The sequence below is a fragment of the Bradyrhizobium sp. AUGA SZCCT0169 genome, from assembly GCF_018130085.1.
GTDB lineage: Bacteria > Pseudomonadota > Alphaproteobacteria > Rhizobiales > Xanthobacteraceae > Bradyrhizobium.
Genome location: NZ_JAFCMC010000057.1, coordinates 1 through 26,307, shown reverse-complemented (window position 1 = coordinate 26,307; position 26,307 = coordinate 1). Strand labels below are relative to the sequence as shown.

30 protein-coding genes and 1 pseudogene are annotated in these 26,307 nt (G+C 61.9%); 9 read left to right on the top strand and 22 right to left on the bottom strand.

Going from position 1 to position 26,307, the window contains the following annotated elements; translation table 11 throughout:
• From JQ609_RS33830 to JQ609_RS33790, 9 genes and pseudogenes are all read right to left on the bottom strand, one after another.
• Nucleotides 1-906 (bottom strand): annotated as a pseudogene (locus JQ609_RS33830) (hypothetical protein); the annotation flags it as partial.
• Nucleotides 907-1,233: 327 nt separating this feature from the next.
• The gene (locus JQ609_RS33825) at nt 1,234-1,998 is read right to left on the bottom strand and encodes an SDR family NAD(P)-dependent oxidoreductase (RefSeq protein WP_212276905.1); all 765 of its coding nucleotides are present in this window, start codon (nt 1,996-1,998) and stop codon (nt 1,234-1,236) included.
• 133 nt (nt 1,999-2,131) lie between these two features.
• Nucleotides 2,132-2,641, bottom strand: coding sequence for a ferritin-like domain-containing protein (locus tag JQ609_RS33820; protein WP_212276904.1), 510 nt, complete (start codon nt 2,639-2,641; stop codon nt 2,132-2,134).
• Nucleotides 2,642-2,746: 105 nt separating this feature from the next.
• Complete coding sequence (locus tag JQ609_RS33815; protein ID WP_212276902.1) at nt 2,747-4,273, bottom strand: FAD-dependent oxidoreductase; 1,527 nt, start codon at nt 4,271-4,273, stop codon at nt 2,747-2,749.
• A 98-nt stretch (nt 4,274-4,371) separates the two neighbouring features.
• Entirely contained in the window at nt 4,372-5,100 is a 729-nt protein-coding gene (locus tag JQ609_RS33810) for a DUF72 domain-containing protein (protein WP_212276900.1), read from the bottom strand.
• A 101-nt stretch (nt 5,101-5,201) separates the two neighbouring features.
• Nucleotides 5,202-5,774: a TIGR02281 family clan AA aspartic protease gene (locus JQ609_RS33805; protein ID WP_212210842.1), complete on the bottom strand. Its 573-nt coding sequence runs from the start codon at nt 5,772-5,774 to the stop codon at nt 5,202-5,204.
• 31 nt (nt 5,775-5,805) lie between these two features.
• Nucleotides 5,806-6,009: a DUF1289 domain-containing protein gene (locus JQ609_RS33800; RefSeq protein WP_212031756.1), complete on the bottom strand. Its 204-nt coding sequence runs from the start codon at nt 6,007-6,009 to the stop codon at nt 5,806-5,808.
• A gap of 45 nt (nt 6,010-6,054) precedes the next feature.
• A complete protein-coding gene (locus tag JQ609_RS33795) occupies nt 6,055-7,659 on the bottom strand; it encodes a HAMP domain-containing sensor histidine kinase (RefSeq protein ID WP_212210844.1) in 1,605 nt (534 codons plus the stop codon).
• A gap of 226 nt (nt 7,660-7,885) precedes the next feature.
• Complete coding sequence (locus JQ609_RS33790) at nt 7,886-8,755, bottom strand: NAD(P)-dependent oxidoreductase (protein WP_212276898.1); 870 nt, start codon at nt 8,753-8,755, stop codon at nt 7,886-7,888.
• Between the two features lie 211 nt (nt 8,756-8,966).
• On the opposite strand from JQ609_RS33790, the gene JQ609_RS33785 reads away from it, so the two are divergent.
• From JQ609_RS33785 to JQ609_RS33770, 4 genes are all read left to right on the top strand, one after another.
• A complete protein-coding gene (locus JQ609_RS33785; RefSeq protein WP_209836065.1) occupies nt 8,967-9,404 on the top strand; it encodes a VOC family protein in 438 nt (145 codons plus the stop codon).
• Nucleotides 9,405-9,582: 178 nt separating this feature from the next.
• On the top strand, nt 9,583-10,743 hold the full coding sequence (locus JQ609_RS33780; protein WP_212210847.1) for an Mrp/NBP35 family ATP-binding protein: 1,161 nt from the start codon (nt 9,583-9,585) through the stop codon (nt 10,741-10,743).
• A 185-nt stretch (nt 10,744-10,928) separates the two neighbouring features.
• Nucleotides 10,929-12,017 carry a TRAP transporter substrate-binding protein gene (locus JQ609_RS33775; protein ID WP_212210848.1) on the top strand — a complete coding sequence of 363 codons (1,089 nt, stop codon included), beginning with the start codon at nt 10,929-10,931 and terminating at the stop codon, nt 12,015-12,017.
• 165 nt (nt 12,018-12,182) lie between these two features.
• Complete coding sequence (locus JQ609_RS33770) at nt 12,183-13,271, top strand: TRAP transporter substrate-binding protein (protein WP_212276896.1); 1,089 nt, start codon at nt 12,183-12,185, stop codon at nt 13,269-13,271.
• Nucleotides 13,272-13,375: 104 nt separating this feature from the next.
• On the opposite strand, the gene JQ609_RS33765 is transcribed toward JQ609_RS33770, so the two are convergent.
• The 5 genes from JQ609_RS33765 to JQ609_RS33745 all read right to left on the bottom strand — a co-directional run bounded on the left by JQ609_RS33765 (nt 13,376) and on the right by JQ609_RS33745 (nt 18,438).
• Nucleotides 13,376-14,977: a TRAP transporter large permease subunit gene (locus JQ609_RS33765; protein WP_212210854.1), complete on the bottom strand. Its 1,602-nt coding sequence runs from the start codon at nt 14,975-14,977 to the stop codon at nt 13,376-13,378.
• Nucleotides 14,974-15,513: a TRAP transporter small permease subunit gene (locus tag JQ609_RS33760; protein WP_212210856.1), complete on the bottom strand. Its 540-nt coding sequence runs from the start codon at nt 15,511-15,513 to the stop codon at nt 14,974-14,976. The genes JQ609_RS33765 and JQ609_RS33760 overlap by 4 nt, the downstream gene beginning before the upstream one ends.
• A 377-nt stretch (nt 15,514-15,890) precedes the next feature.
• Complete coding sequence (gene moaA / locus JQ609_RS33755) at nt 15,891-16,922, bottom strand: GTP 3',8-cyclase MoaA (protein WP_212276894.1); 1,032 nt, start codon at nt 16,920-16,922, stop codon at nt 15,891-15,893.
• A gap of 224 nt (nt 16,923-17,146) precedes the next feature.
• Complete coding sequence (locus tag JQ609_RS33750; RefSeq protein WP_212276892.1) at nt 17,147-17,608, bottom strand: hypothetical protein; 462 nt, start codon at nt 17,606-17,608, stop codon at nt 17,147-17,149.
• Between the two features lie 143 nt (nt 17,609-17,751).
• Nucleotides 17,752-18,438 carry an HAD-IA family hydrolase gene (locus tag JQ609_RS33745; RefSeq protein ID WP_212276890.1) on the bottom strand — a complete coding sequence of 229 codons (687 nt, stop codon included), beginning with the start codon at nt 18,436-18,438 and terminating at the stop codon, nt 17,752-17,754.
• Nucleotides 18,439-18,585: 147 nt separating this feature from the next.
• On the opposite strand from JQ609_RS33745, the gene rpiA reads away from it, so the two are divergent.
• The 3 genes from rpiA to gor all read left to right on the top strand — a co-directional run bounded on the left by rpiA (nt 18,586) and on the right by gor (nt 21,369).
• Entirely contained in the window at nt 18,586-19,296 is a 711-nt protein-coding gene (gene rpiA / locus JQ609_RS33740; RefSeq protein ID WP_212210864.1) for a ribose-5-phosphate isomerase RpiA, read from the top strand.
• A 25-nt stretch (nt 19,297-19,321) separates the two neighbouring features.
• The gene (locus JQ609_RS33735; RefSeq protein ID WP_212210866.1) at nt 19,322-19,867 is read left to right on the top strand and encodes a DUF2059 domain-containing protein; all 546 of its coding nucleotides are present in this window, start codon (nt 19,322-19,324) and stop codon (nt 19,865-19,867) included.
• 113 nt (nt 19,868-19,980) lie between these two features.
• A complete protein-coding gene (gene gor, locus JQ609_RS33730; protein WP_212276888.1) occupies nt 19,981-21,369 on the top strand; it encodes a glutathione-disulfide reductase in 1,389 nt (462 codons plus the stop codon).
• Between the two features lie 36 nt (nt 21,370-21,405).
• Here the strand turns inward: gor and JQ609_RS33725 are convergent, their stop codons facing one another.
• Nucleotides 21,406-21,690 carry a DUF3551 domain-containing protein gene (locus tag JQ609_RS33725; RefSeq protein WP_212210870.1) on the bottom strand — a complete coding sequence of 95 codons (285 nt, stop codon included), beginning with the start codon at nt 21,688-21,690 and terminating at the stop codon, nt 21,406-21,408.
• Nucleotides 21,691-21,889: 199 nt separating this feature from the next.
• Entirely contained in the window at nt 21,890-22,297 is a 408-nt protein-coding gene (locus tag JQ609_RS33720; RefSeq protein WP_212276887.1) for a cytochrome c family protein, read from the bottom strand.
• Nucleotides 22,298-22,472: 175 nt separating this feature from the next.
• Between JQ609_RS33720 and JQ609_RS33715 the strand changes: the two genes are divergently transcribed.
• Complete coding sequence (locus JQ609_RS33715; protein ID WP_212210872.1) at nt 22,473-22,784, top strand: HigA family addiction module antitoxin; 312 nt, start codon at nt 22,473-22,475, stop codon at nt 22,782-22,784.
• Between the two features lie 393 nt (nt 22,785-23,177).
• Here the strand turns inward: JQ609_RS33715 and JQ609_RS35705 are convergent, their stop codons facing one another.
• From JQ609_RS35705 to JQ609_RS33700, 4 genes are all read right to left on the bottom strand, one after another.
• Nucleotides 23,178-23,303 (bottom strand): hypothetical protein, encoded by a 126-nt coding sequence (locus JQ609_RS35705; protein WP_283813696.1) that lies wholly within the window; start codon nt 23,301-23,303, stop codon nt 23,178-23,180.
• Nucleotides 23,304-23,320: 17 nt separating this feature from the next.
• Nucleotides 23,321-23,650, bottom strand: coding sequence for a hypothetical protein (locus JQ609_RS33710; protein WP_249119172.1), 330 nt, complete (start codon nt 23,648-23,650; stop codon nt 23,321-23,323).
• A gap of 237 nt (nt 23,651-23,887) precedes the next feature.
• Nucleotides 23,888-24,115, bottom strand: coding sequence for a hypothetical protein (locus tag JQ609_RS33705; protein ID WP_212210873.1), 228 nt, complete (start codon nt 24,113-24,115; stop codon nt 23,888-23,890).
• Nucleotides 24,116-24,193: 78 nt separating this feature from the next.
• Entirely contained in the window at nt 24,194-24,379 is a 186-nt protein-coding gene (locus JQ609_RS33700; protein ID WP_212210874.1) for a hypothetical protein, read from the bottom strand.
• Between the two features lie 223 nt (nt 24,380-24,602).
• On the opposite strand from JQ609_RS33700, the gene JQ609_RS33695 reads away from it, so the two are divergent.
• Nucleotides 24,603-24,971: a PilZ domain-containing protein gene (locus JQ609_RS33695; protein WP_249128755.1), complete on the top strand. Its 369-nt coding sequence runs from the start codon at nt 24,603-24,605 to the stop codon at nt 24,969-24,971.
• A 161-nt stretch (nt 24,972-25,132) separates the two neighbouring features.
• Here the strand turns inward: JQ609_RS33695 and JQ609_RS35415 are convergent, their stop codons facing one another.
• Nucleotides 25,133-25,768 (bottom strand): hypothetical protein, encoded by a 636-nt coding sequence (locus JQ609_RS35415; RefSeq protein WP_249128751.1) that lies wholly within the window; start codon nt 25,766-25,768, stop codon nt 25,133-25,135.
• On the bottom strand, nt 25,708-25,887 hold the full coding sequence (locus JQ609_RS33685) for a hypothetical protein (protein WP_212276883.1): 180 nt from the start codon (nt 25,885-25,887) through the stop codon (nt 25,708-25,710). The genes JQ609_RS35415 and JQ609_RS33685 overlap by 61 nt, the downstream gene beginning before the upstream one ends.
• Between the last annotated feature and the right edge of the window lie 420 nt (nt 25,888-26,307).

The window sequence follows — 26,307 nt, the reverse complement described above, 5'->3', positions numbered from 1 at the left end:
GCCGGTGTAAATGTTGTTGCCCGCCAAATTCAGCGTGCCCGTTCCGGTCTTTATCAGTTGCCCGCCCGTTGCGCCGGGGTCGCCACAGGCCACGCCGCTGGCGCCGCAGTCGCTGATGACGCCGGTCACCGTCGTGCTGAGATTGTTGCCCCCGACCGTGACCCGGCGGGCGCCGAGATAGAAATTGCCGCCGCCGGCCAGCGAGCCGATCGTGAGCGCACCATCATTCGCCGGACCAAGACTGTGGGCGAAATCGACCACCGCCAGGGCACTGTTGGTGACGGCGGCATTTCCGCCGGTGGCCCTGACTACGAACTCGAGCAGGCCATTATTGGTGATGACGGCGTTGCCGGCGCTGCTCTGGGTTTGGAAATTGAGAAGATTATTGTTGATGAAACTGGCGTTGCCGCCGCTACTGCTGTCGAAGAAACGCATTTCGCCGTTGTTGACGAACGTGGCGGTTCCGGCCGTACTGGAATTGCCAAACCGAACAAACGCCCCGGCGTTGTTGGTAATCGTGGCCGCGCTGCCGTTGACGATGCCGGCGGCATTGAAGGTCAAAGTCTGCGTATTCGTGAACGTGTAGGCGGGCGCACCCGCATTGAATGTCCACCCGCCGATGGTGGTATTGGCCGAGAGGGTCAGGCCTGTAATGTTGGATGCACCAAAGAACGCGACACCCGTCGGGACTGTGCCGGGATTCCAGTTCGTATTGGTGTTGAAGTCGTTCGAGCCGGGCGCGGCGAGCCAGGTAGCGTCCTGGGCTTTCGCCGGCGCCGCGAGGCAGGTCAGAACTGCAATCGCGGCAGAGATTTGAAGGCGGCGGCGTTGTGAACCCGGGGTGACGTTGTTGCCGTTGGCTGACTTGGTTGCCGAGCCCGTGCCCGATCGAAATTCTCTTGCCATTCCCATTGCTCGCAACTCGTACGGCCGGGCGCTCCAGAACGCGCCCTGACAACCGTCACTTTGATCTTTCTACTTAAGCGAGGGGCGAGTGGCTAGGTTGGGCAATGTATTCAGCAGGCAATAACGCGTAAAATGGTGGGCGCCTGTGGCGTTTCCGCAACGGAAAAACCTTCGAATATCCCACAATGGCTGGATTCCGGCGCCGGCGCGTTGCATTTTGCATGGATTCAACCCCCGCTGGCCCGCGCTCGCAGACTCACGGCCGAGCCGCCCGGTGCCCTAATCCTTTTCGGTCGGACATCGAATGCTGGACTTCAGAAACTCACCTTACTGTTGCGGCGGCTGGCCGTTGGAGGCGGACACGCCGCCGTCCACCGTTACGTTCGCGCCGGTCATAAAGCTTGCATCGTCGCTTGCCAGAAACGCGATGACAGCTGCTATCTCATCAGGCTCGCAGACCCGTCCTAGCGGAATTCGCTCCGCAAACTTTGTCAGCAGCTCCTCGTCATCCATCATGTCCGAGGTCATGCCCGTGCGGGTCAGACTGGGGCAAACCGCATTGATGCGGACACCCTTGCGACCGAGATCCAGCGCCAGTGCGCGTGTCAGGTTGACGACAGAGCCCTTGGCGGCATTGTATGGACTCATCCCCCAGTCGCCTCCCAGCCCGGACACCGAGGCGGTGTTGACGATTGATCCTTTGGTCTTCTCAAGATGCGGTAGCGCCGCACGACACCCGTAAAAGACGCCGTCGAGGTTGGTCGCCATGACCTTGCGCCACTGCGCATCGGTGATTTCGGCGGGATCGCCGCCCTCGAAGATCCCGGCGTTATTGACCATGACATCCAATCGTCCAAAGCGCCTCACGACGGTTTCGACCATGGCCTGCGTCGCCGCGCTTTCCGAAACGTCGGCGACATGGGCAATGGTCAATTCCTTGGCCAAATCAGCTGCGACATTCGCCAGTGGAATCTCGTTGCGATCGACCAGCGCAACACAGGCGCCCTCGTCGGAGAAGCGGCGTGCCGTTACCTCCCCGATGCCGGACGCTGCGCCGGTCACGATCACTACTTTTCCTTGGAAACGCTGCATGTTGACCTCTCGTCTTAGAGTACCGTCAACGCTGGTAGGTGCAATCGAGGTAACTCGGGAAGGGCCATGTTGCGGTTTTTCGAGCAGGACCCTTCCATGGGCCTAGGCGCAGTCTGTAAACGAGGTGACCGGATCAACCCGCCGCCGTCCGGTTGACGCCTTTGCGAAGCGCGACGGTGTTCAGTTTGGTGTTGGCCGCCTTTTCTTCGTTAAGATTGGTAGTGAGGAAGCGCACGATGTCGTCGTGCCCGAGTTCTTCCGCCCAGGCGATCAGGGTGCCATAGCGCGAAATCTCGTAGTGCTCGACCGCCTGTGCATTTGCGATGATGGCTGCATCAAGCACGGATTTGTCTTCGATCTCGCCGGCGGTTGCCTCGGCTTCCTTGATCAGGCCGTCGATCGCCGGGCAGTCGGCGCCGGAAGGTGTCTTGCCGAGCTTCTTGAAGACCTGATCCAGCCGTTCGATCTGCTTGTTGGTTTCCTCGAGATGATTCTTCAGTCCCTGCTTCAGGTCGCGGTTGGTGCTTCGCTCGACCATCTTCGGCAACGCCTTGGTAATCTGCTGCTCGGCGTAGTAGATATCCTGCAACCCATGCAGCAGCATATCGTCCATTGTTTTGATCTCTTTTGAAAACAGTCCCACGGTATCCTCCGTCAAAAAATACACCCAGAACGGGCTCTTCAATCAACGGGCAGCGTGCATGCTGGTTCCTATGATGCTCCGGATGGGACGAGATGACGCGTTGATCTAGTCGACCTGCGCCAGGCCTGAGACGGCCGGCGCATTCAGCGGCGTGCCATCGGCGGCGAAGTGAGAGCCGTGGCAGGGGCAGTCCCAGCACCGCTCGAACGAATTCCAGTGCAAATGACAACCGACATGCGTGCAGGCGGCCGAACGCTTGTATAGTTGGCCACGATCGTCGCGATAGGCCGCTATCTTCGAAAGGCCTTGCCGGACGATGGCGCCGTGGCCGGGCTTCAGATCGTCGAGCGACGACAATTCGCCGGGCGCCAGATACTCGGCGAAATTCTTCACGACCGTTGTGTTCTCGCGCAGGAAATTTCCGATTGCCGATGGCGTCTTGCGCGACGGCTCATAGACATCGACCCACTTCGCCTCCCTGCCCAGGATCAGGGATGAATTGATTAGGCTGCCGACGACGCCATGGGTCATGCCCTGTCCGGAATCGCCGGTGTGAACGTAGATGCGCTGCTGGCCGGGATTGCGGCCGATGAAGGCGGCATAATCGATGGTGTCGAGCACCTGGCCGGACCACCGGTGGCTGACTTCGCCAAGAGCCGGCATCAGATGCCGCGCCCAGGCCTCCAGCGCCTGGAAGCGGGCATCGGCGTCGTCGGCTTCGCCACTCTTGTGGTCGGCGCCGCCCACGATGACGTAGTCAGTCTGGCCATCGCCCGGCTGCAGTCTCACATAGTGATAGGGATCGAGCGTGTCCCAGTACAATGCGTCGGGCAGGGCGCCCCGCTTGATCCGCATGGCCATCGCGTAGGTGCGATACGGCGCCATCTTGGTGTGCAGCGCGACGGTATTGTTGATCGGCGAATTGGTGGCGACGACCGCCGCCGCGGCCGTGATATTGCCTCGGTCAGCCGTGACGACGACGGTGTCACCGCCACTTTCCTCCACCGCGTGAACGATAGTGCCGGCATACAGCAAGCCGCCTCTCGCCTCGATGGCGCTGACCAACCCCTGAAGATACTTCAAGGGATGGAAGGTGGCCTGTCGTGGATAGCGCAACACGTGCTGTTGCTCGCAATGCGCCAGCGCCTCGACACCTACAAGGCGGTGCACCGGCGCACCGACCTTGCGAACGGCATCCATCTCATCATCGATGATGGCTGAGTCCGTGTTCGGGGCCTGAAACAGGAAGCCGTCCAGCCGGCGGAAATCGCACGTGATATTTTCTGTCTTCTGGATCTCTTCGATCCGGTCGACGGCAGCGGCCTGGCTTTCGTAGAAAGCGCGCGAAATTTCTTCGCCGCGCAGCCTGATCATTTCTGACGTCAGGTCGTCGCACAGCGGGGCGAGGTGTGCGGTGGTTCGGGCGGTGATGCCTCCCGCGATCGAGCCGCGGTCGACCACGATGACCTTCTGACCCTGGATGGCAAGTTCGTAAGCGGTCGAAATTCCGGCGATACCCGCGCCGATCACGATCGTATCGCAGGATCGGGCGCCCCCGAACGGGCGGGCGTTTGGCGCGACCTCGACGTCCATCCACAGGGAACGAGACCGCTTGTCGAAGGAGCTCGTCATTGAATGCTCGATATCCCTCAGCAAATAGACTTGGTTACCGGGAATCAAATCCGCGCGAACCGAATTGTTCCTAACCAGGTATGCCCCTCAGCCGCGGTTCATCGATCGAGCAGCAGACGCAACTTGAGGGCGTCTGCGGGGGCCGCGCTCTTCTGGTCGTTATCGAAATAAACGTAGACATCGCAACCCTGCTTTTTCCAGGATCGGATACGCCGCTTCCAATCGGCCAGCATCTTGGGGGAATAGTGCCCCTTGTAGCGTCCGCCTGGCCCATGACCTCTGATGTAGACGAAGTCGGCCGTTCGTTTCCACGGCGCCGGCGCATCATGATGATCCGAAATGCAGAGTGAGATATTCCGGTCGGACATCAGGCGGAATACCTTCGGAACGTACCAGCTCGGGTGACGGAACTCGAAACTGTAGCGGCGTTTGTCCGACAGCAACCCGAAAAAGGACGCCAGCCTTTCGGCGTCGGCGTGAAATTGCGGAGGCAGTTGGAACAGGATCGGACCAGCCTTCCCGCCAAGCAGCGAGAGGCGGTTCTCCAGCAGTTCAAGGCTGTTGGCGGAGTTGTCGGACAGGCGCTTCCAGTGCGTGATGAATTTCGACGCCTTCCACGCAAACACGAAATCCTTGCCGGTTTGGGCGCGCCAGCTTTTGACGGCCTCCGGCGTCGGCGTTCGATAGAATACGCCGTTCAGTTCGGTGGTCGGAAACTGGCTGGCGTAATATTGAAGCTGCTTCTTGAGCGGCAGCCGCTCGGGAAAGAAGCGGCCGCGCCAGGAATCGTAGCGCCAACCAGAGGTGCCGATCCAAACCCGCGCCATTGCGATTTCAATGCGGCTGGGGTGCAGCTGGTTCCTATCGGAGCGGAAATCTCGGCCGGGAACGATCGCACCGGCGCAGCGCCCTGCGCGATGCTATCGCGCTAGTTGCCGGCTGCGCGGTCGCGCCGGGGGCGGCGCGGGGGGCTGACGCTGCCCGTCACGTCGGGATAGCCGTGCAGCATCAGCTGGTCGGCCTTGACGCCCCAGCTTTCCAGGCGATCCAGAAAGCTCATGCCGAGCAGGTTGGTTTTCATCTGCCCGCGCTGCACCACCAGCGCCGGGACCGATTTCTCGACGAGGTGACCGACCGCGAGACGGTCGAGCGTCAGCCGCGCCGCCTTGGTGTGCCCGCCCACGGTTTCGACGTCGACATTGTATTCGAGCATCTCCAGCGGCAGCCCGATCGCCTTCGCGGTTTCCCAGGTCAGCACCACCGAAGTCGCGCCGGTGTCGATCACCATCGGCGCCTTGACGCCGTTGATCTTGGCATGCAGCGCGAATTCGCCGGCCTGGCCGCGCGCGATCTGCACCGCGGGCGCCGGCTGCAGGCTGTGCCGCCGCAGCATCTGCGAGACGGAATCGCTGGCGCGTGCGATCTGTTCGGGGTCGCCGTAAGCAACGACGGCGCCGGCGGTGGCGGCGAGCATGATCAGGACGAGCAGGATGCGGCTCATCGCGCGCCTCCGTGGGCGGTCCTGCGATCGATCAGCTGGACGTCGGACGCTCCGCGATCTGCGCCAGACCGGCCTCTGCCATGCGCGCCGGCAATCCCGCCATCACGGCGAGCCGCTCCGCGCTGTCCATGCGGTGCCATTGCGCGATTTCCGGCAGCGTTCGTCCGCAGCCGAAGCAGAGTTTGGTTTTGGGGTCCATCATGCAGACAGCGATACACGGCGTTTCTTTGCTCATTCAGGGAGTGTGAAATGCTTTCGGTGGTTTGCGCAAGCGCTCCAGTTACAGTCCAGTTCCGGCGCTCATGATCGGTTTGTGGCGCGCCCGGCGTTTCTCATCCGCGGTCGCAATGATGACGGGCTCCGGCTGCAGGGGCGGGGCCTCTTCGGCCATCGGCGCCAGCGCCGACATCACGCGCTCCGGCGGGAAGGTGACGATGACTTCGGTGCCGATCCGCAGCTTCGATTTCAGCGTGAAGGTGCCGCCATGCATGTCGATCAGGCTTTTGGCGATCGGCAGTCCGAGCCCTGCGCCCTGTTCGGCCGACTTGATCGAGTTGGAGCCCTGGCCGAACGATGCCAGCACGATCGGGATTTCGTCCTCGGCAATGCCGGAGCCGGTGTCTTTCACGCTCAGATACTGGCCGCCGGACGCGGTCCAGCCGACCTTCAGCCAGATATCGCCGCCTTGCGGGGTGAACTTGATCGAATTCGACAGCAGATTGAGCACGATCTGGCGAGTGGCGCGCTCATCGCCCCAGATCCGCGGCATGCCCTGTTCGAACACTTCGTGGATGGTGATGCCGCGGCTGGTGGCGCGCAGTTTCAAAAGATGGTGGCAGTCGGCGACGACATGCACCAGCGACACCGCTTCCTCGTTGAGTTCATAGCGGCCGGCCTCGATCCGCGACAGGTCGAGGATCTCGTTGATGAGATTGAGCAGGTGGACGCCGGAATTGTGGATGTCGGCGGAATATTCCTTGTAGACCGGCACGGTGTGCGCGCCGAAAATTTCGCTCTTCATCACCTCGGAGAATCCGAGGATCGCGTTCAGCGGCGTGCGCAGTTCGTGGCTCATCTGCGCGAGAAAGCGCGACTTGGCGACGTTGGCGGATTCGGCGCGATGCCGCGCCTCGTCGGAGATCGCCTTGGCCTGCTCGAGCTCGCCGATCAGCGCATCCTTTTCGGCGCGCGCCTCCAGCGTCGCCAGCGTTGTCGAGTGCAGGCGATGGGCGAGCAGGGCGAAATAGCCTTCGGCGGCCAGCGCCAGCATGGCGAGCGCGTAAGTGTCGAAGGTGCCGCCCAGCACGAAATTCAGCGCGATCGCGGCCGTCACCGGCGCGGTGGCCGCCAGCGCCGCGATCGGCAGGCTGGCCGCCAGCATGCTCGACACCGCGATCACCAGCAGCATCAGGAACATCATCATCGTGTTCGACACGACGTCGAGGCCGGCGGGGTGGATCAGGATCGCGGTCCAGCACAGCCCGTAGAGCAGGTCGAGCAGCACAAATCGCGTGCGCCATTTGCGCGTGGCGGCGAGCGAGGGCTGCACCGCCAGAAACCTGCGGCAATTGCGGATGATGACGGCATGGATGCACAGCATGCCGAAGGTCCAGGCCATGGCCGCTATCACGTGCATCCAGAAGCCGAACAGCACACCGGTCGCAACCACCAGCAGCATGACGACATAGGAGGCCGACATCCGGGTCTGGGCATATTGCCGGAGCAGTTCGGTGTCGAAAGCCGGGCGGGTTCCGCTGGTCGACGTTAACCGGTCGCGCGCCTCGCGCACCCGCTGCGCCGCGGCGCGCCGGGTGTTGACCGGCGGGGCGACAGGCGGGTCCGCCGGAAGCTGGACAACCTCGGGCTTTTCTGCGGGATTACTCATTAAACAACACAAACCCTGCCCGCGAACCGCGCGGGCTTTTTGTATTGTCTATCTGTGAGGCCAAATCCTTAAGCGATGACTTAAAGAGCTAAAGAATCCCGTTAACGCGAGGTTAAATTAACTCTTCCCATCGTCATGGCCGGGCTTGCCCGGGCACAGGCGAGCGGAAGCGACGCCGTTCTTCGAACGGCTAGCCCGGGCATGACGAAGGCTGCAAATGTCTCGCTCAGCGCTGCAGCCTTGCCAGCAGGCTCGACGTGTCCCAGCGCTTGCCGCCCATTTTCTCGACTTCGGAATAGAACTGATCGACCAGCGCGGTGACCGGCAGATTGGCGCCGTTGCGGCGGGATTCGGCGATGCAGATCGACAGATCCTTGCGCATCCATTCGACTGCAAAGCCGAAATCGAACTTGCCGTCGTTCATGGTCTTGTAGCGGTTCTCCATCTGCCAGGACTGCGCGGCGCCCTTGGAGATGGTCTCGATCACGGCCTGGACGTCGAGGCCGGATTTTTTCGCGAAATGAATGCCTTCGGAGAGGCCCTGAACCAGCCCCGCGATACAGATCTGGTTGACCATCTTTGTTAACTGACCGGAACCGGCGGGGCCGAGCAGCTTGCACATTCGCGCATAGGCCGCGATCACGGGTTCGGCGACGGCATAGGCGTCCGCGGCGCCGCCGCACATCACGGTCAGGACGCCGTTTTCGGCGCCGGCCTGGCCGCCGGACACCGGCGCATCGATGAATTTGAAGCCCGCTTTGGTGGCGGCGGCATCGAGCTCGCGGGCGACTTCGGCTGACGCGGTGGTGTGGTCGACGAAGGTCGCGCCCTTCGCCATGCCGGCAAAGGCGCCGTCAGCGCCGATCGTGACGGCGCGCAAATCATTGTCATTGCCGACGCAGCACATCACGAAGTCCTGGCCTTCGGCTGCGGCCTTTGGCGTCGGCGCGGTGCGGCCGCCGAACTTGTCCGCCCATTCCTTCGCCTTGGCTCCGGTCCGGTTGTAAACGGTGACCTCGTGGCCGCCTTTTTTCACCAGATGGCCCGCCATCGGGAAACCCATCACGCCGAGACCGAGAAAAGCGACTTTAGCCATGTGTGCTACCTTATCGTTTGCCCTTGCGGGCTTGATCTTTGGGGGGCCGGACTTCGACCGAAGCTGGGAAGGGCCGGGCGGAACCCTGAGGCGGGTGGCCGCACCATAACCTCTGCGTCATGGAGGGCAACGCCTTCGTTTGGCTGAAAAGGCCGGTTTCGTGCTAATGTCGGACGGTTCAAACAACTCACAAAAAAGGGAGTGAGATCGCATGGGCGTCAGCGTGGGCGTGCTCGATCATTTCAACATCCGGACCCGGAATCTCGCCGACACGGTCCGTTTTTACGAGGATATCCTGGGCCTGGAAAAGGGCGCCCGGCCGAACTTCGCCTTCCCCGGCGCGTGGATGTACTCGGAGGGCAAGGCGGTGGTGCATCTGGTCGATATTTCCAAGACCGATGAGCCCCAAAAGCCTGACTCCGGCGTGGTCCATCACGTCGCCTTCGCCAGCACGGGCTTTGCCGGCATGCAGCAGCGGCTCAAATCCAAGGGGACGGAGTTCGACTCGCGCCAGGTTCCCGGCGGCGATCTTTGGCAGATCTTCGTCACCGATCCCAACGGCGTCATGGTCGAATTGAACTACGAGGCCGCCAAGGAGGGCGGGGTCGTGGCCCCGGCCGAGCGCCGGGACGACGTCGGAGCAAGGTAGCCTTTTGGGCTGCAACGCTCTAAGAGGGCCCCGGTTCTGATGCAATCGGAACCGACTAGAGCGTTTTCCAGCGAAGTGGACACCGGTTCGCGTCAAGAAAACGCGTCAAATCGAGAATCTAGAGCCCCGTTCCGATTTTATCGGAACGGAAAAGGCTCTAGGCTCCAGGAGACGTGCCGTGAGCGTAACGCAGCAACAGGTTCTCGATGCTCTGGCCAAGGTGGCCTCGCCGCGCGGCGTCGCCTTGACCAATGCCAATGTGCTGTCGGCGATCACCGCCACTGACGGCAAAGTGTTCTTCTCCATCAACGTCGACGCTGCGGAGGCGCGCGCGTGGGAAAGCGTGCGGGCGCAGGCGGAAGCCGCGGTTCGCGCCATTCCCGGCGTCAGCGTGGCGATGATCGCGCTGACCGCCGAGCGCAAGCCCGGTGCGGCGCCTTCGCCGTCACCCGGCGCGGCGCCGCCGCCGCCACCTCAGCCGCATCGCCATGCGCACGGCGTGCAGCCGGTGTCGGCGCATAAGCCGCCGCAAAGCCCGGCGTCGCCGATGTCCAGGCAAGCAGAAATTCCTGGCGTCGCCGCCGTGATTGCGGTGGCCTCCGGCAAGGGCGGCGTCGGCAAGTCGACGACGGCGCTCAATCTCGCGCTGGGCTTGCGCGATCTCGGCCTGCGCGTCGGCCTGCTCGACGCTGATATTTACGGCCCCTCGGTGCCGCGGCTGACCGGCATTCACGAGAAGCCGAAACTGAACGACGACCGCAAGATGATTCCGATCGAACGCTTCGGTCTTGCCATCATGTCGATCGGCTTCCTGGTCGAGGAAGAAACCGCGATGATCTGGCGCGGACCGATGGTGATGTCGGCGATCACCCAGATGCTGCGCGACGTGGCATGGGGCACGCTCGACATTCTCGTGGTCGACATGCCGCCCGGCACCGGCGACGCGCAGCTGACGCTGGCGCAGAACGTGCCGCTGAAGGGGGCGGTCATCATCTCGACCCCGCAGGATCTCTCCCTGATCGACGCGCGGCGCGGCCTTGCCATGTTCAAGAAGGTCAACGTGCCCGTGCTCGGCATCGTCGAGAACATGAGCTATTTCCAGTGCCCGCATTGCGGCACCCGGTCGGACATTTTCGGTCATGGCGGGGCGCGGCACGAGGCCGAGCGGCTGGGTGTGCCGTTTCTGGGCGAGGTCCCGCTGCACATGTCGATTCGCACCACCTCGGACTCCGGTAACCCGGTGGTGGCGAGCGAGCCGGATGGTCCGCACGCCGCGATCTACCGCGAGATCGGTACCAAGGTCCGCGACCAGCTTCAGGGCGCAAATGCAGCCGCCTGAGGGCCTTATTCTGCTTCCCTGAGACTTTCGTTTAATCAGTGCAGTCATGCCTTTGTCGCGTTTTCGTTAGCCAACTTCCATGTTAAAGCGCCCCCGCCAGAGCGCCCCGGATGACGTGGAATTCGCCCCGCCGGAGGATCGCTCGCGGAAATTGGGAAACGCCCCGACTTTAAGGAGATGCCTGAATGAAGCGTCGTGATTTTTTGAAAGTTTCAGCGGCCGGTGCTGCCGCGACCGCCGTTGCCTCGCCGGCGATCGCGCAATCCTCGCCTGAAATCAAATGGCGCTTGACGTCGAGCTTCCCGAAGTCGCTCGACACGATTTACGGCGGTGCCGACCAGCTGTCGAAATACGTCGCCGAAATGACCGACAACAAATTCCAGATCCAGGTCTTCGCCGCGGGCGAAGTCGTTCCCGGTCTGCAGGCGCTCGACGCCACCTCCAACGGCACGGTCGAGATGTGCCACACCGTCTCCTATTACTACGTCGGCAAGGACCCGACCTTTGCGATCTTTGCGTCGGTTCCGTTCGGCCTCAACGCGCGCCAGCAGAACTCCTGGTGGTCGCAGGGTGGCGGCGGCGAACTCGGCAACGAGTTCTTCAAGAAGTTTGGCGTGATCGGCTTCCCCTGCGGCAACACCGGCACGCAGATGGGTGGCTGGTTCCGCAAGGAGATCAAGACGGTCGCCGACATGTCGGGTCTCAAATTCCGCATCGGCGGCATCGCCGGTCAGGTGTTGCAGAAGGTCGGCGTCGTGCCGCAGCAGATCGCCGGCGGCGACATCTACCCGGCGCTGGAAAAGGGCACCATCGACGCCGCCGAGTGGGTCGGTCCGTATGACGACGAAAAGCTCGGCTTCCAGAAGGTCGCAAAGTTCTATTATTACCCCGGCTTCTGGGAAGGCGGCCCGATGGTCCACGCCTTCACCAATCTGGAGAAGTGGAATTCGCTGCCGAAGAACTACCAGGCGATCCTCACCAACGCTTCGGCGCACGCCAACGCCTGGATGAACGAACGCTATGACATGCTCAATCCGGCAGCCCTGAAGCGCCTGGTTGCCGGCGGCACCCAGCTTCGTCCCTTCACCAACGAAGTGTTGGAAGCCTGCCTGAAGGCGACCAACGAGCTGTGGACCGAACTGTCGGCCAAGAATGCCGACTTCAAGAAGACCATCGATTCGATGCAGGCCTACCGCTCCGACCAGTATCTGTGGTGGCAGGTCGCCGAATACACGTTCGACAGCTTCATGATCCGGTCGCGCACGCGCGGCTGATCTAATTCCTAAGTCGCACAAGCGAGCCCGGTCTCCGCGAGGAGGCCGGGCTTTTTGCGTTACGTCTTGCAGTTCGGGATGGAAATCGGGAACCGGATGTTCCATGGTGCGCCCAAAGCCTCGGCAAGAAGGCTCTCGGACACACAACCACAAGGGTAGGATTCCATGAAAAGAAGAGATTTTCTCAAGGTCACAGGTATTGGCGCCGCGGGTGCCGCAACTCTGGCGGCGCCGGCGATCGCGCAGTCGATGCCGGAAATCAAATGGCGGCTGACGGCGAGCTGGCCGAAATCGCTCGACACGCTGTGGGGCGGGGTCGAGCTGATGGCCAAGCAGGTTGCCGAAGCCACCGACAACAAATTCCAGCTCCAGACGTTTGCCGGCGGTGAAATCGTTCCGGGTCTGCAGGTCCTCGATGCCGTGCAAAACGGTACCGTCGAGATGGGACATACCGCGTCCTACTATTACTTCGGCAAGGACCCGACATTCGCGTTCGGCACGGCGGTGCCGTTCGGACCCAACCAGCGCCTCAACCAGGCCTGGTACATGCAGGGTGGCGGCAGGGAGCTGCTGAACGAGTTCTATAAGAAGTATAACGTCACGTCGTTTCTGGCCGGCAATACCGGTTGCCAGATGGGCGGCTGGTTCCGCAAGGAGATCAACACCGTCGACGACCTGAAGGGACTGAAGATGCGCATCGGCGGCTTCGCCGGCCGCGTCATGCAGAAACTGGGCGTCGTGCCACAGCAGCTGGCCGGCGGCGACATCTATCCTGCGCTCGAAAAAGGTACGATCGACGCGGCGGAATGGGTCGGCCCTTACGACGATGAGAAGCTGGGCTTCAACAAGGTCGCGCCGCATTATTACTATCCCGGTTGGTGGGAAGGCGGTCCGATGCTGCTCGGCATCGTCAATCTCGACAAGTGGAACACGCTGCCGAAATACTATCAAACCGTTCTCGAGCTGGCTGGGCAGTCCGCCAACAGCTGGATGATGGCGAAGTACGACCAGCTCAATCCGCCGTCGCTGAAAAAATTGCTCGCCGGTGGCACCAAGCTGCATAGCTTCTCGCCGCCGATCATGCAGGCCTGCCTGAAGGCGACCAAGGAAATCTATGCCGAGACGTCGGCGACCAATCCGAACTTCAAGAAGGTTCTGGACTCGCTGAACGGTTTCACGAGCAACGGATACCAATGGTTCCAGGTCGCGGAGCTCGGTTACGACAGCTTCATGGCGCGCAACCCGCAGGGCTGATCGTCAAGCAAGCAGCAACTTCAACAAACAAAAACCCCGGAGCGAAGGCTCCGGGGTTTTTCGTTACAGGAATCTTGGAGGATTCTTGGCGGGAATCGCGCCCGCTATTGTTTCGGTTGCCCGAAATCCAGCGGTGGCAGTTCGATCTGCGGCACCTCGATCCTGACCTTGCTGAGATCGACGTCGAGCGGCTTGTCGAGGAACACGGTCACTATGGTCGGGAAAGCGACCACGAGCGCCACCATGATCGCCTGCAGGCCGATCCAGGGCAGGGCGCCCCAATAGATGTCGGAGCTCTTCACTTCCTTCGGCGCGACGCCACGCAGATAGAACAGCGCAAAGCCGAACGGCGGATGCAGGAACGAGGTCTGCATGTTGACGCAGAGCATGACACCGAACCAGATCAGCGCCGCGTCCGGTCCCACGACCGGCGCCAGCACCTTCTGCGCAATCGGCGCGACCATCGGCAGGATGATGAAGGCGATCTCGAAGAAGTCGAGGAAGAACGCCAGGAAGAAGATGAAGACATTGATGAAGATCAGGAAGCCCCAGACGCCGCCGGGGATCGAGGTCAGATGATGCTCGAGCCAGACGCCGCCGGAGACGCCGAGGAACACCACCGAGAAGCAGGTCGAGCCGATCAGGATGAACACCACCATGGTGGAGAGGCGCATCGTCGACTCGTAGCCTTGCTTGATCAGGCCGCGCAGGTCCGGGATGCGGACGGCTTCGAGGCAAAGCCAGACGACGGCGAGATAGACCACCGCGAAGGTGAGCTTCAACATCTTGCCTTCACCGAGCAGGATGCCGACGATCACGGCGACACCGGTGGCGGCGATGCCGAGCAGGAGCATCTTTTGCCCCTTGCTGCTCAGATCCTTGTGGTGGATCGCGGCGAGGACGATGGCGCCGACGGCGCCCATCGCGCCGGCTTCGGTCGGCGTTGCGAGGCCGAGCATCATGGTACCCAGCACCACGAAGATCAGAACGGCTGACGGAATGATGCCCATCAGGCATTTCTTCCAGAGCGGCCAGCCCGTCAGCGTGAGCGCGTCTCTCGGAACCGGAGGGACGTGATCCGGTTTGATGAGGCCGAGCATGAACGTATAGCCGGCGAACAGGGCGATCTGGAGGATGGATGGCCCCCAGGCGCCGAGATACATGTCGCCGACCGACTTGCCGAGCTGGTCGGCCATCACGATCAGCACCAGCGAGGGCGGCACCAATTGGGTGATCGTGCCGGACGCGGCGAGCACGCCGGTGATGTAGCGAATGTTGTAGCCGTAGCGCATCATCACCGGCATCGAGATCAGCGCCATGGCGATGACCTGCGCCGCCACCGTGCCGGTGATCGCGCCGAGGATGAAGCCGACGATGATGACGGAATAGCCGAGGCCGCCGCGGACCGGTCCGAACAGCTGCCCCATCGAGTCCAGCATGTCTTCCGCAAGCCCGCACCGTTCCAGGATCGAGCCCATGAAGGTGAAGAAGGGGATCGCCAGCAGCAATTCGTTGGAGAGCACGCTGCCGAAGATGCGGCCCGGAATGGCCTGCAGGAAGTTCATGTCGAAGAAGCCGAGATAGATCGACAGGAATCCGAACGACAGCCCGAGCGCGGCCAGCGTGAAGGCCACCGGGAAGCCGATCAGCATGGCCAGAATCAAGCCGCCGAACATCAGCGGCGGCATCATTTCCAGCGTAATCATTGCACTGGCCTCTCGTATTTGGCGTCGATCATCACATAGCCCTTCAACGCCGCGATACGCTTGATCACTTCGGAGACACCTTGCAGAGCGAGAAAAACGAAGCCTACGGGAACGACGGCCTTGATCGGCCACCGCACCAGGCCGCCGGCGTTGCTCGAAATCTCGCTGACGGCGTAGGATTGCATGAAGAATGGCCACGACAGGTAGGCCAGCAGCAGGCAGGACGGGATCAGGAAAAACAGCGTTCCGATCATGTCGAGCCAGAGCTGTCCGCGTTCGGACAGCATGAGATAGAGAAGTTCGACGCGAACATGCTCGTTCTTCTTGAAGGTATAGGAGGCGCCGAACATCACGAAGACGGCGAACATGTACCACTGCAATTCGAGCCAGCTGTTGGAGCTGTAGCCGAACGCGTAGCGGATCATCGCGTTGGCGGCGCTGACCAGGCAGGCGGCGAGCACGAGCCAGTTGCAGATGCCGCCCAGTTGCTCGTTGATCCAGTCGATGCCGTTACTGATTGCCAACAATGGACGCATTACGTTCTCCTCGGGCACGTCATCGACATGCGCCGGATTTCTTCATTGATATTGCGTCGCCACCCCGCGTCAGGCGCGCACAGCCGCTGCCGCGCGGCAAACGCGCAGCTTCGTTCCGGCGCGAAAAACGCGCAGGTTCGCAGCTCATTCGCTGGAGCGATTGCAACGATAGTCCTCCCCCGTTCGCACGCTTTCGCCGTCTTGGCTGCTCCATGAGGGAGCAGCGGCCCATCCGGCCGTGCTGGCGTAAAGCAGGCGCACCATTTCAGTGCGTTGTGGCGGCGTCAATCGGAAAATGGACAAATTGACGCGGGCTTTCAGTTGCGTGGGGAGGACGCGCTTGGTTGCGCGGGACGGCGAAAATACACGCTGAAATTTCAACCGCCGGTAACGCTCATGTGGCGGCTGACGCTGGGGCGGTTATGGCGGCGGTCGATGATGAAGTCGTGGCCCTTCGGCTTCAGGCCGATGGCGCGATCGATCGCGGCGGAGAGCAGGTCGTTGTCGGCAGATGCCCGCAAGGGTTTGCGCAAATCGGAGGCATCCTCGTGACCGAGGCAGGTGTGCAGCGTGCCGGTGCAGGTGATCCGTACCCGGTTACAGGACTCGCAGAAATTATGGGTCATCGGCGTGATGAAGCCGAGCTTGCCGCCGGTCTCGCTGACGCGGACATAGCGGGCAGGGCCGCCGGTGTCGTCGTCGAGGTCGGTTAGCGTGTAGTGCTGGGCGAGTCGCGCGCGCAACAACGACAGCGGCACGTATTGATCGATCCGGCCTTCTCCGATGTCGCCCATCGGCATCACTTCGATCAGCGTCAGCGCCATGCCCTTGTCGTGCGCCCATTGCATCAGCGAGGGGATCTCCTCCTCGTTCATGTTCTTGAGCGCCACCGCGTTGATCTTCACCGCAAGGCCCGCCGCGCGCGCAGCTTCAATGCCGGCCAGCACCTTGTCGATGTCGCCCCAGCGCGTGATGGCGCGGAACTTGGCGGGATCGAGCGTGTCCAGCGAGACGTTGATCCGGCGCACGCCGGCGTCGCGCAACTCGCCGGCAAAGCGCGCCAGCTGCGAGCCATTGGTGGTCAGCGTCAACTCATCGAGCGCGCCGCTCGAAAGATGCCGCGACAGCGAGCGCACCAGCGACATCACGTTGCGCCGGACCAGCGGCTCACCGCCGGTGAGGCGGATTTTGCGCACGCCCTTGGCGACGAAGGCCGAGCACAGCCGGTCGAGTTCTTCCAGCGTCAGCAGATCGGCTTTCGGCAGGAACGTCATGTCCTCGGACATGCAATAGAAGCAGCGCAGGTCGCAGCGATCGGTGACGGAGACCCGCAGATAACGGATGGTCCGCCCGAACGGATCGGTCATCGGAGAGAACAGCTGATCGGGAGAAGTCGACAATCCGCTCATCCAAACTGCCTTGCAAACCCTGCCTGCGCGCCGCGTGCGGCGGAACCGCCGCTACGCCTGTCACCCATCATCCTATAGCGCTTTTGAGCGAAGTGGATACCGGTTGGCGTGAAGAAAGCGCGTTAAAACGAAAGACTTATATCCCGGTTCTGATTTCGATCAGGGCCGGGATATAGGCACGAAGCAGGACGGCTACAATCCACAGCTTTCGGGTGCGGTGCCGATCAGCGGGCCGGCTGCGCCGCCGGCGCGGCGGGGCTCGGGAACGGCGAGGCGGCGGCGGGCGCAGCTGCTGCAGGCTTCGGCTTCTTCTTCGGCCGCATTTTGCGCGGCGGCGGCCCAGCGGGCTTCAGCTCGGCGACCACGGGATTGGGATCGACCGTGATGGAGGCAGGCGTCGTGAAGTCGCCGGGGTCGCGGACCACCTGTACCGGAACCGTGACCGGTTGGAACCTCGGCATCGCGAAGGTGACGGTGAAGCCGGCGTCGGGGGCGGCGACCGCAACCGAGCAGGGGGTCTTGCAGCCCGGTCCGACCGAGGTGGTGGCATCCGCCCCCGGTGGCACCGAGTCCAGCTGGACCTGGATCGGCGGCGGCGTCGGCTTGAAGGAATCCATGGAAAAGGTGGAACAGCCGGCCAGAGAAGCTCCGGCGACGGCAATCGCGAACACACGACTTATGATCATCACTCACCTGCGGCGATCAGCCACAATCCCCGAGCCGGACCATAGGAGCGTGGGAACAGGGCCGCAACCACGCCGTGTAGATTCGCTAAAGGATGGTTAATGCCGGCAAGGAACGATCAATATACTGTATATAAATCAATATGTTATGTGGATGAAGCGGCGCCAATCAGGCTGTTCACCGCCGCCGGCAGCTCGCGAAAATGGCCGATCAGCCGGTCCGGCTTCAGCTCGGCGATCGGCACGTCGGTGTAGCCGAATTCGACCCCGATCACAGGAATGCCTGCGCGCCGGGCCACGCCGACGTCGGGACCGGCATCGCCGACCATGATGGCGCCGGCGAGCTGCGCGCCGGCCCGGGCCAGCGTCTGCTGCAGGATCACCGGATCGGGCTTTGAGACGCCAAACGTGTCCGCGCCGCAGATCGCGGCAAACCGCTTGCTGAGGTCGAGCTTGTCGAGCAGCAGTTTTGACAGCCATTCCAGCTTGTTGGTGCAGACCGCAAAGCGAAAGCCTTGCCCTTCCAGTTCATCCAGCGCCGCTTCCAGCCCTTCGAAGGGGCGCGATTCATCGGCGATATGTTCGGCATAATAGGCGACGAAATCCTTGGTCAGCCGGTTGAGCTCATCCACGCTCACGGAGCGGTCCTCGAGTTCGAGGCCGCGCTCGATCAGCTTGCGCGCGCCGGCGCCGATCATGTTGCGCGCCTTCGCGAGTGGAACAGGCGCCAGGCCTTCGCGGTCCAGCACGAAGTTGAGCGCACCAATCAGGTCGGGCGCGGTTTCGACGAGCGTGCCGTCGAGATCGAATACGAGGGTGCGGGGAGCTGTCATTTGCCATTCGCTACCGGCCCGGGCGTGATGATGCAAGTGGGTCGATAGGGCCGATTTAGCCCTCGTTTGCGCTATTCCTGCCCGCCAAACGACGCTAGATATGCGCCGCCAGACCGGCGGATCTTCAAAGGGCATATCCACGTGGACATGGACGCATTGAAACGGCAGGCGGCGGCGCGCGCGCTGGAGCATGTACAGGACGGCATGAAGCTCGGGCTCGGCACCGGTTCGACCGCCAAACACTTTGTCGAACTGCTCGGCGAGAAAGTCGCGAAGGGCATGCGCGTGATCGGCGTGCCGACCTCCGAGGCGACCCGCGCACAGGCGCAGGCCTGCGGCGTGCCGCTGACCACGCTCGACGAGATCGACCACCTCGATCTCACCGTCGACGGCGCCGACGAGTGCGATGGCGCGCTCAATCTCATCAAGGGCGGCGGCGGTGCGCTGCTGCGGGAGAAGATCGTGGCGGCGGCCTCCGATCGCATGATCGTGATCGCCGACGACAGCAAATGGGTCGATGTTCTCGGCCGCTTCCCCCTGCCGATCGAGGTGATCCCGTTCGGGCTTGCGGCGACGCAGCGGGCGATCGTGCAAGCCTTTCTAGAATGTGGGGCATTTGCGCAAAGCGGCGTTTCCGGGCAAATGGAGGTCCGGAAGACCAAGGACGGCCACGTTTTTGTCACCGATGGCGGCCACTGGATTGTGGATGCCCATCTCGGGGAAATACCGGATGCGCCGCGACTGGCAGGCTTGTTGAGCGTGATCCCGGGCGTCGTCGAACACGGTCTGTTCATTGGTCTGGCGCGCACGGCCGTGCTGGCCGGCGCACAGGGAATTCGCGTAGTTGAGCGGCGATAGCGCCGAATCTTTGAGGAGAATTGGAATGAAGAGTTTTTCGGGAAGTTTGTCGGCTGCGGGTCTCGCGGTGGCGCTGGCGCTGATCGGAGCGCCGGCCATGGCGCAGCAGAAAAACGCTCCTGCGGCCACCGTGGCTGTACCCGGCAAGCCGGCGTCGCCCGCCGCAATCGCCGCGGCCAAGGAAATCCTGACCATGAAGAACGCGAGCGCGATGTACGCCAACGCCGTTCCGGGTCTCGTCGAGAAGACCAAGAACGTGCTGCTCGGGGCCAACCTCAACTACCAGAAAGACCTCAACGAGGTCGCCGTGATCGTCGCCAAGAGTCTGGCCGGCCGCGAAAAGGAAATCGGCGACGGCATGGCGCAGATCTACGCCAACGAATTCACCGAGCAGGAATTGAAGGACCTGGCGACGTTCTACAAATCGCCGCTCGGCCAGAAACTGATCCTGAACGAACCGAGGGCGATCTCGGGCAGCATGGCCTATATGAACGATTGGGCGCAGTCCTTTGCCGAGGTGATCAACGGCCAGTTCCGCACCGAGATGAGGAAGCGCGGCAAGGAAATCTGAGCTGGTAGAGGGCGAATGGCGAAGCTGGCGGAATAGCGAGTAGCGAATGGAGGCGAGCGGCAAGGTCGGCTTACCATTCGCCATTCACTACTCGCCACTCGCGGAAAGTAGACATGGCTGAATACGACGTCGATCTGTTTGTCATCGGTGGCGGTTCGGGCGGCGTCCGCGCCGCGCGCATCGCGGCCGGCTACGGCGCCAAGGTGATGGTGGCCGAAGAATACCGGATGGGCGGCACCTGCGTGATCCGCGGCTGCGTGCCGAAAAAACTGTTCGTGATCGGCTCGCACGTCCGTCACGAGATCGAGGACGCCGCGGGCTTCGGCTGGACCATCCCCGAAATCTCCTTCGACTGGAAGACGCTGGTCGCCAACAAGGACAAGGAGATCGCCCGGCTCGAGGGCATCTACACGACCAATGTCGAGAAATCCGGCGCGCAGGTGGTGAAGGCCCGTGCGGTGCTGGAAGACGCCCACACGCTGCGTCTGTCCGACGGCAAGAAAATCACCGCGCAAACCATTCTGATCGCGACCGGCGGCCGGCCCAACCATGGCGCGGAAATTCCCGGCATCGAGCACGTGATCTCGTCGGACGAAGCGTTCCACCTCACCGAACTGCCTGAGCGTATCGTGATCCAGGGCGGCGGCTATATCGCGCTCGAATTCGCCGGCATCTTCAAAGGCTACGGCGCCGATGTCACCGTGATCTATCGCGGCGACAACATCCTTCGCGGTTTTGACGAGGACGTGCGCAAGCATGTGCGCGCGGAGATGGAGAAGCAGGGCATCAACATCATCACCGGCTGCACCATCAGCAAGGTCGACAAGCACGGCAAGGAATTCACCACGCATCTGTCGAGCGGGTCGAGCATCGCCTCCGACCAGGTGATGTTCGCGATCGGCCGCCATCCCAACGTCGCCAATCTCGGGCTGGAGACGGCTGATGTCGCGATCAATCCGAAGAACGGCGGCATCGCCGTCGACGCCTGGTCGAAAACGTCGACGCCGAACATCTACGCCATCGGCGACGTCACCCACCGCACCAATCTGACGCCGGTGGCGATCCGCGAGGGCCATGCCTTCGCCGACACAGTGTTCGGCAAGCGCCCGGTGCAGGTCGATCATGCCACCATCCCGACCGCGGTGTTCTCGCAGCCCGAAGTCGGCACCGTGGGCCTCACCGAAGCCGAAGCCCGCGCGCAGTTCAGCCACGTCGATATCTACAAGACCGATTTCCGGCCCATCAAGGCGACGATGTCCGGCCGCGACACCCGCGTCCTGATGAAGCTCGTGGTCGACGGCACGAGCGACCGCGTGCTCGGCTGCCACATCGTCGGCGAAGGCGCCGCCGAGATCACGCAAGCCGTCGGCATCGCCGTGAAGATGAAAGCGACCAAGGCCGATTTCGACGCCACCATCGCGCTGCACCCGACCGCGGCGGAAGAACTGGTGACGATGCGGACGCCGACGGCGCGCTATGTGCGGGAAGCGGCGGCGGAGTAGGGCGCGCGTAGCCTGGATGGGCGCAGGGAGATGTGCTCAGTATCGCGGTCGATTGTCGCCGCGCCGCTGGAGTGCGAAAGCGTAGTGGGGATTGATCCCGCAAAAGGCGTCGGTACCGTTAGCGGTGGCCATGCACTGGGCGTAGCTGGAGAATTGGCAATTGCCCGGATAGCCCCATACGCGCCCTTGCAGGCAGTAGCTATTCCGAACGTTCTCATAAGCCTGGGGACCGTAAAAACTTGGGCCATATGCCTGAGCCCGGGCTTGCCCGCCTGTGAGGGCTACACTCATCGTCAAGATCGTCAAAGCCAAAGTGCGCATCGGACCTTCCTCGAAGTCGGACCAGCGTCGGCACAACACCGGTGCACCTGGACCGCAGGAGATATTGATCCAAGTCAATGTACTCGGGAAAGGTTCACACGCGCACCAGCGGCAACGACACCCGGACATGCGGCCCCGGCATAGCCGGTGAGTTCGACCACCTTGGGCGGCCATGACGCGGGCCGACCCCCACCGCCTGTCATTGACCGGCCGCGCCCGACTGCAAGTAAGCAATGATCTTCGCCCGCTCCTCCGCCGATGCGAGACCGCCATACGGCTTCATGGTGTTGCCGGGCACGACCGCATCGGCGTTAGCCATGAAACGCTCGAGCTTGTCGGCGTCCCAGGCGAAGCCCGCCTCCTTCATGGCGCTGGAATAGCCGTAGTCCGGCAGCGACCCTGCCTTCCGCCCGATAATTTTGTGCAGATTTGGGCCTTGCCGGTTATCGCCCTCCTTGACGGTGTGGCAGGTCCGGCACGCATTGTTGAACGCCTGTTGGCCGGCGGCAGCATCCGCGCCTTGCGCCGGCGTTTGCGATGCGGCTGACGAAGACAACGTCAGGCACGCCATCCCGCTCAGGGCCAAGGCTTGAACAAGGGCTCGCATCGGCCGTCCTCCGTATTCCCCTGTCCAACAAAACGCACGAGGCAGCGAAGGTTTCCCCTGGTTCCCGCAAGCTGTAGGGCGGATTGAGCCGAAGGCGTAATCCGCCGTTCATCGATTACTATGCGGCGGGTTACGCCTTCGGCTAAAACCCGGCCTACGATCTGAGGTCGAAGCCATGACCAAGAAGCTTCCGAAGCGTGGTTTGCCGCCGATGCATCCCGGTGAACTTCTTCGCGAGGAGATTTTGCCCGCTCTCGACCGGACCAAGACAGAGATCGCCAGGCTGCTCGGCGTGTCGCGTCAGACGTTGTATGATCTCCTGAAGGAGAAGCAGCCGGTTACTCCGGTGATGGCGTTGCGGCTTGGTAAGCTGTGCGGCAACGGTCCCGATCTCTGGCTCAATCTGCAAAGGCGGTACGATTTGGATCAGGCGGAGCGGGAGCTTGGCGAAGAGATCAAGAGCATCCCGACGCTGGCCGTTGCCTGACTAGTCTGCGAGCTACTTCGTATCCTGCCGCGACCTCTTCCGGAAAGCCAAGGCCTCCGGGCCCCACATCCTGATCATCACAATCGCGCAGGAGGCAATGCCGACGAAGGCGAGCATGACGGTGAGGGCGATTTCCATGATGTGTGCATAGATGATTTGCGGGTGATTTGTCTTCCGTATCACTACGGTGTCATCGCGTTTCCCTGCACCGAGGTTTCAGCGTTGACGGCCTGCAATCCTTGAGCGCATTCAGGCCTTCGGGACGTTCATGCAGTCTTCCGGCCGAACCTTGGCCCAAGCATCCGGCGCTTGGCTGTTTCGGTCGCGGCACGCGCGTTCGGAATTTCGCGGGGAGCGAAGCTGCTGCTTTTTTGGCAGCGCCTATTTTAGGCGCTACCGGACAGGTGGCTTGGGAGGATGGCGATCCACGACCACGGAGTCGGGATGCGAGACGATGGTCATGAACCAGATCGAGCTTACGACCAGCGACCAGAACGTATTCCAGTAAACCCAATTCATTGGTGCTTCCAATCCATCTAGGGCTTCCGGGTCCGAACGTCGCTCAGGCTCTTTGCAACAAAGTCTTCGAGATGCGCCGGCACCGGAGCTCCCTCAATATCACAGCGACATTGGATTTCCTCTGCGACATTTTTGGAGATGTCGGCGGTCCAGTGTTCGAGCGTGTTGAAGGCGTAGATTCCGACCGGGTTGTTGAAACGCGCCAGCATCAGATCGTTGATCACGGTATCGAGATCGGGGCGCTCGATCGGATTCTGAAGCTGCAAATCCCTCGGACCAAACGTGTCCATCACCAGATAAAGCGTTTGGTCGGCGCCATAGGGCACAGTTAACGGCATTCCAGTCATGGCCTGGGCACTCCGTGGAACGCAGATTCAAGTTTGAATCGAAGCGTTGGTTCCAGCGGCGGCGTGTGCACCTTCGTCTATTTTTCGCTGACATAGTTGATGCAACGACGATACCCGGCCGGGCGCCGGCTCAGCACCAGAAATGAGAGGCAGCATTAGCCTGGATGAGCAACGCGACATCGGGTCTTGGCCCCCGCATGCCGCGGTGCTCATGCGGGCTAACGTCGGCAGGTGGGCTCAAGATACCAGCGACAACAGGCGCTCGGCTTTGAATCGCTTGTAGGCGTCGATCGCCCGGTTCGCGAGCATCAGCTTTCGCGTTTCGCCACGCCGGATCAGGGTCTCGACGGCATCCGTCAGGAAGCGCGCCGCGACTTCGGCATCGCCGAGTTCGCCGGTCCCCTCGAGATAATCCCAGGCGATCTGGATCGAATTTTCCATCAGCAATGGCAATGGTTCGGTCATGGAAATAAAACTCCTTAAGGCAACATCAGTTCCTCAAGGCGGCGGCAGCGTGGGGCATCCACGCCGCCCCGCGCCGGGTTACGGCCTCGGACCGTAGCTGCTGACCTTGCCGTTGATGTCGAAGGTGAAGGTCAATCCGAGGAACGACAATTGACCGCCGCGGGCGTCGATCACGTCGGGGTTCTTGGTACCGGGCGTCCACTTCATGCCGCCACTCACGGCGTCGAGTTCGATTGCGTTGAGTTCGCGATTGTCGGTGGTCATGTCAGTCTCCATTCATTGGTGGCAAAAGCCACTTGCGATGGTGATGGAGTAACCACAGCAGCCGGTCAGCGACTGTGACCGACGTCACAATGCCGGCCGCCCCGATGGCGCGCGCCGCAAATCCGTAAAGTTCGATTCAATGCGCCGTTAACGCGCTAAGGGAACCTTACGGCCTCACCTTCAAGTTGGTGATCTGCTGATCCAACGGATGTCACCCGTGACGATGGATGCTCTTAAGCCAAAGGTGGTGCGCGAACCGCGCCGGCAACTGCACAAGCAGCCGGCCTGGATGACGGTCGACGATGGCCGGACCAACCGCGAATGCTTCGTGCTCGACGTATCGCCGGGCGGCGCCAGGATCGTGACCGATGTCGCGATTGACGTCAGGGACAAGTTTGGATTGGCGCTGGTGCGCGATCGCCCAAAACACCAGTCCTGCGAAGTCGTCTGGCGCCGCGGCAAGACCTACGGCGTCAAGTTTTTGATCGCCGGCAAAGCAGGTGCAGGGCCGATCAACGATCTTTCTGCCGTAGAGCCCCACGCGCAGGCGGAGCTGTTCGATGCAGCTCAGCGCGTGAAGGCGGAAGCCTGACCCGCCTTGCGGACCTTCGTCATTCCCCGATGCGCAATTGCGCATCGGGGAATGACGGAAGCTGATTTCCGGCCCAAGGTGCGAAATCCTGCCACGCGCAAAACGAAGGCCCGACACTTTGGTTGCCGGGCCTCCGCGTCGCGTCGCTCTCGCGAGCGAGCCTATTTTTTCTTGGTGGCGCTGCCCGTGGTCTGCTGACCCGGCGCCTGTTCCGATGCGCCCGGTGCCGTCGATTTCTTGGCAGCCTTCATCTTGTGACCGGGCGCGTATTCCGATGCGCCCGGTGCCGTCGATTTCTTGGCAGCCTTCATCTTGTGACCCGGCGCGTATTCCGACGCACCCGGAGCCGTTGATTTCTTGGCACCCTGCATCTGATGGCCCGGTGAGCTATCCGATGCGCCAGGTGATTTGGTTCCGGATTGCGCAAAGGCGGACGAAGCTAACGCGAGCGACGCCGCGACGATCAGGGATTTCTTGAACATCGTGTTTCTCCTGCTGGCTATCGGCAATAAATGCGCGGTGCGCGCGCACGTTCCACTTTTTCCCGAATGAATGTTTCCGGGATGAAGAAATAATTTTCCGGCAAGGTTGATGAACGGATGTTTATCTCTTGCGCAAACGCTTAGCGTTTGTCGCAATCCATAGACGGAGAACTCCTGAAAGCGTAGTCCGGATGAGCTGCCGGGTCGCGGCAACGCGCGCCCGATGGCAGGCACATCCGTGACGTCAGCCAGCTTCAGCAAATGTTCCTGGTGGAGGTCTTCATCATCCAGGGAAAGTAATTTTCCTTGAGCCATTCGATGGTGGCCCGATCGATACGCGGCTTGCCGCCCGACACGGCGTCCAATTCCGCAGCCGTGAATTCTACGGCGTTGATTTCCTGCGTCTGCTTTCTTCCCATTTTCAGAGCGCTCATGTTTCCCTCCTTGGTGAGCAGGGGACCATCCCCTCGGGGGCTCGGTCGTGGAAATAGGCGGCCAGAGCGGTGTTTGGCTGTGACTGGCATCACATTGCATCGACAAATCAGCCTGACGGCCGCACCCGGCGTAGCCGAGGAGCAAGTCACTTCTGATTTACGGAAGTCGTGTCAAGCCCCGAAATAAAAAATATTTCTGTTTACCAGAAGGAAAATCAGGTGCATATCTTTGCCCATCCCGTCCTGGTCAGAAGGGCGTCGGCCGTCGTCACGGACGTTGGGCGGGTTGCGGTGGACGCTGGTTTACGCTGAGACGATGGCGTGGATCGAGCGTACGGCAAAACCGTGTGGTCCTGGCGCCCGTTGCAGGTGTCAAGCTGTCGGGTAGGCGAGAGCCGAACGGCAGCGACGGAGTCAACC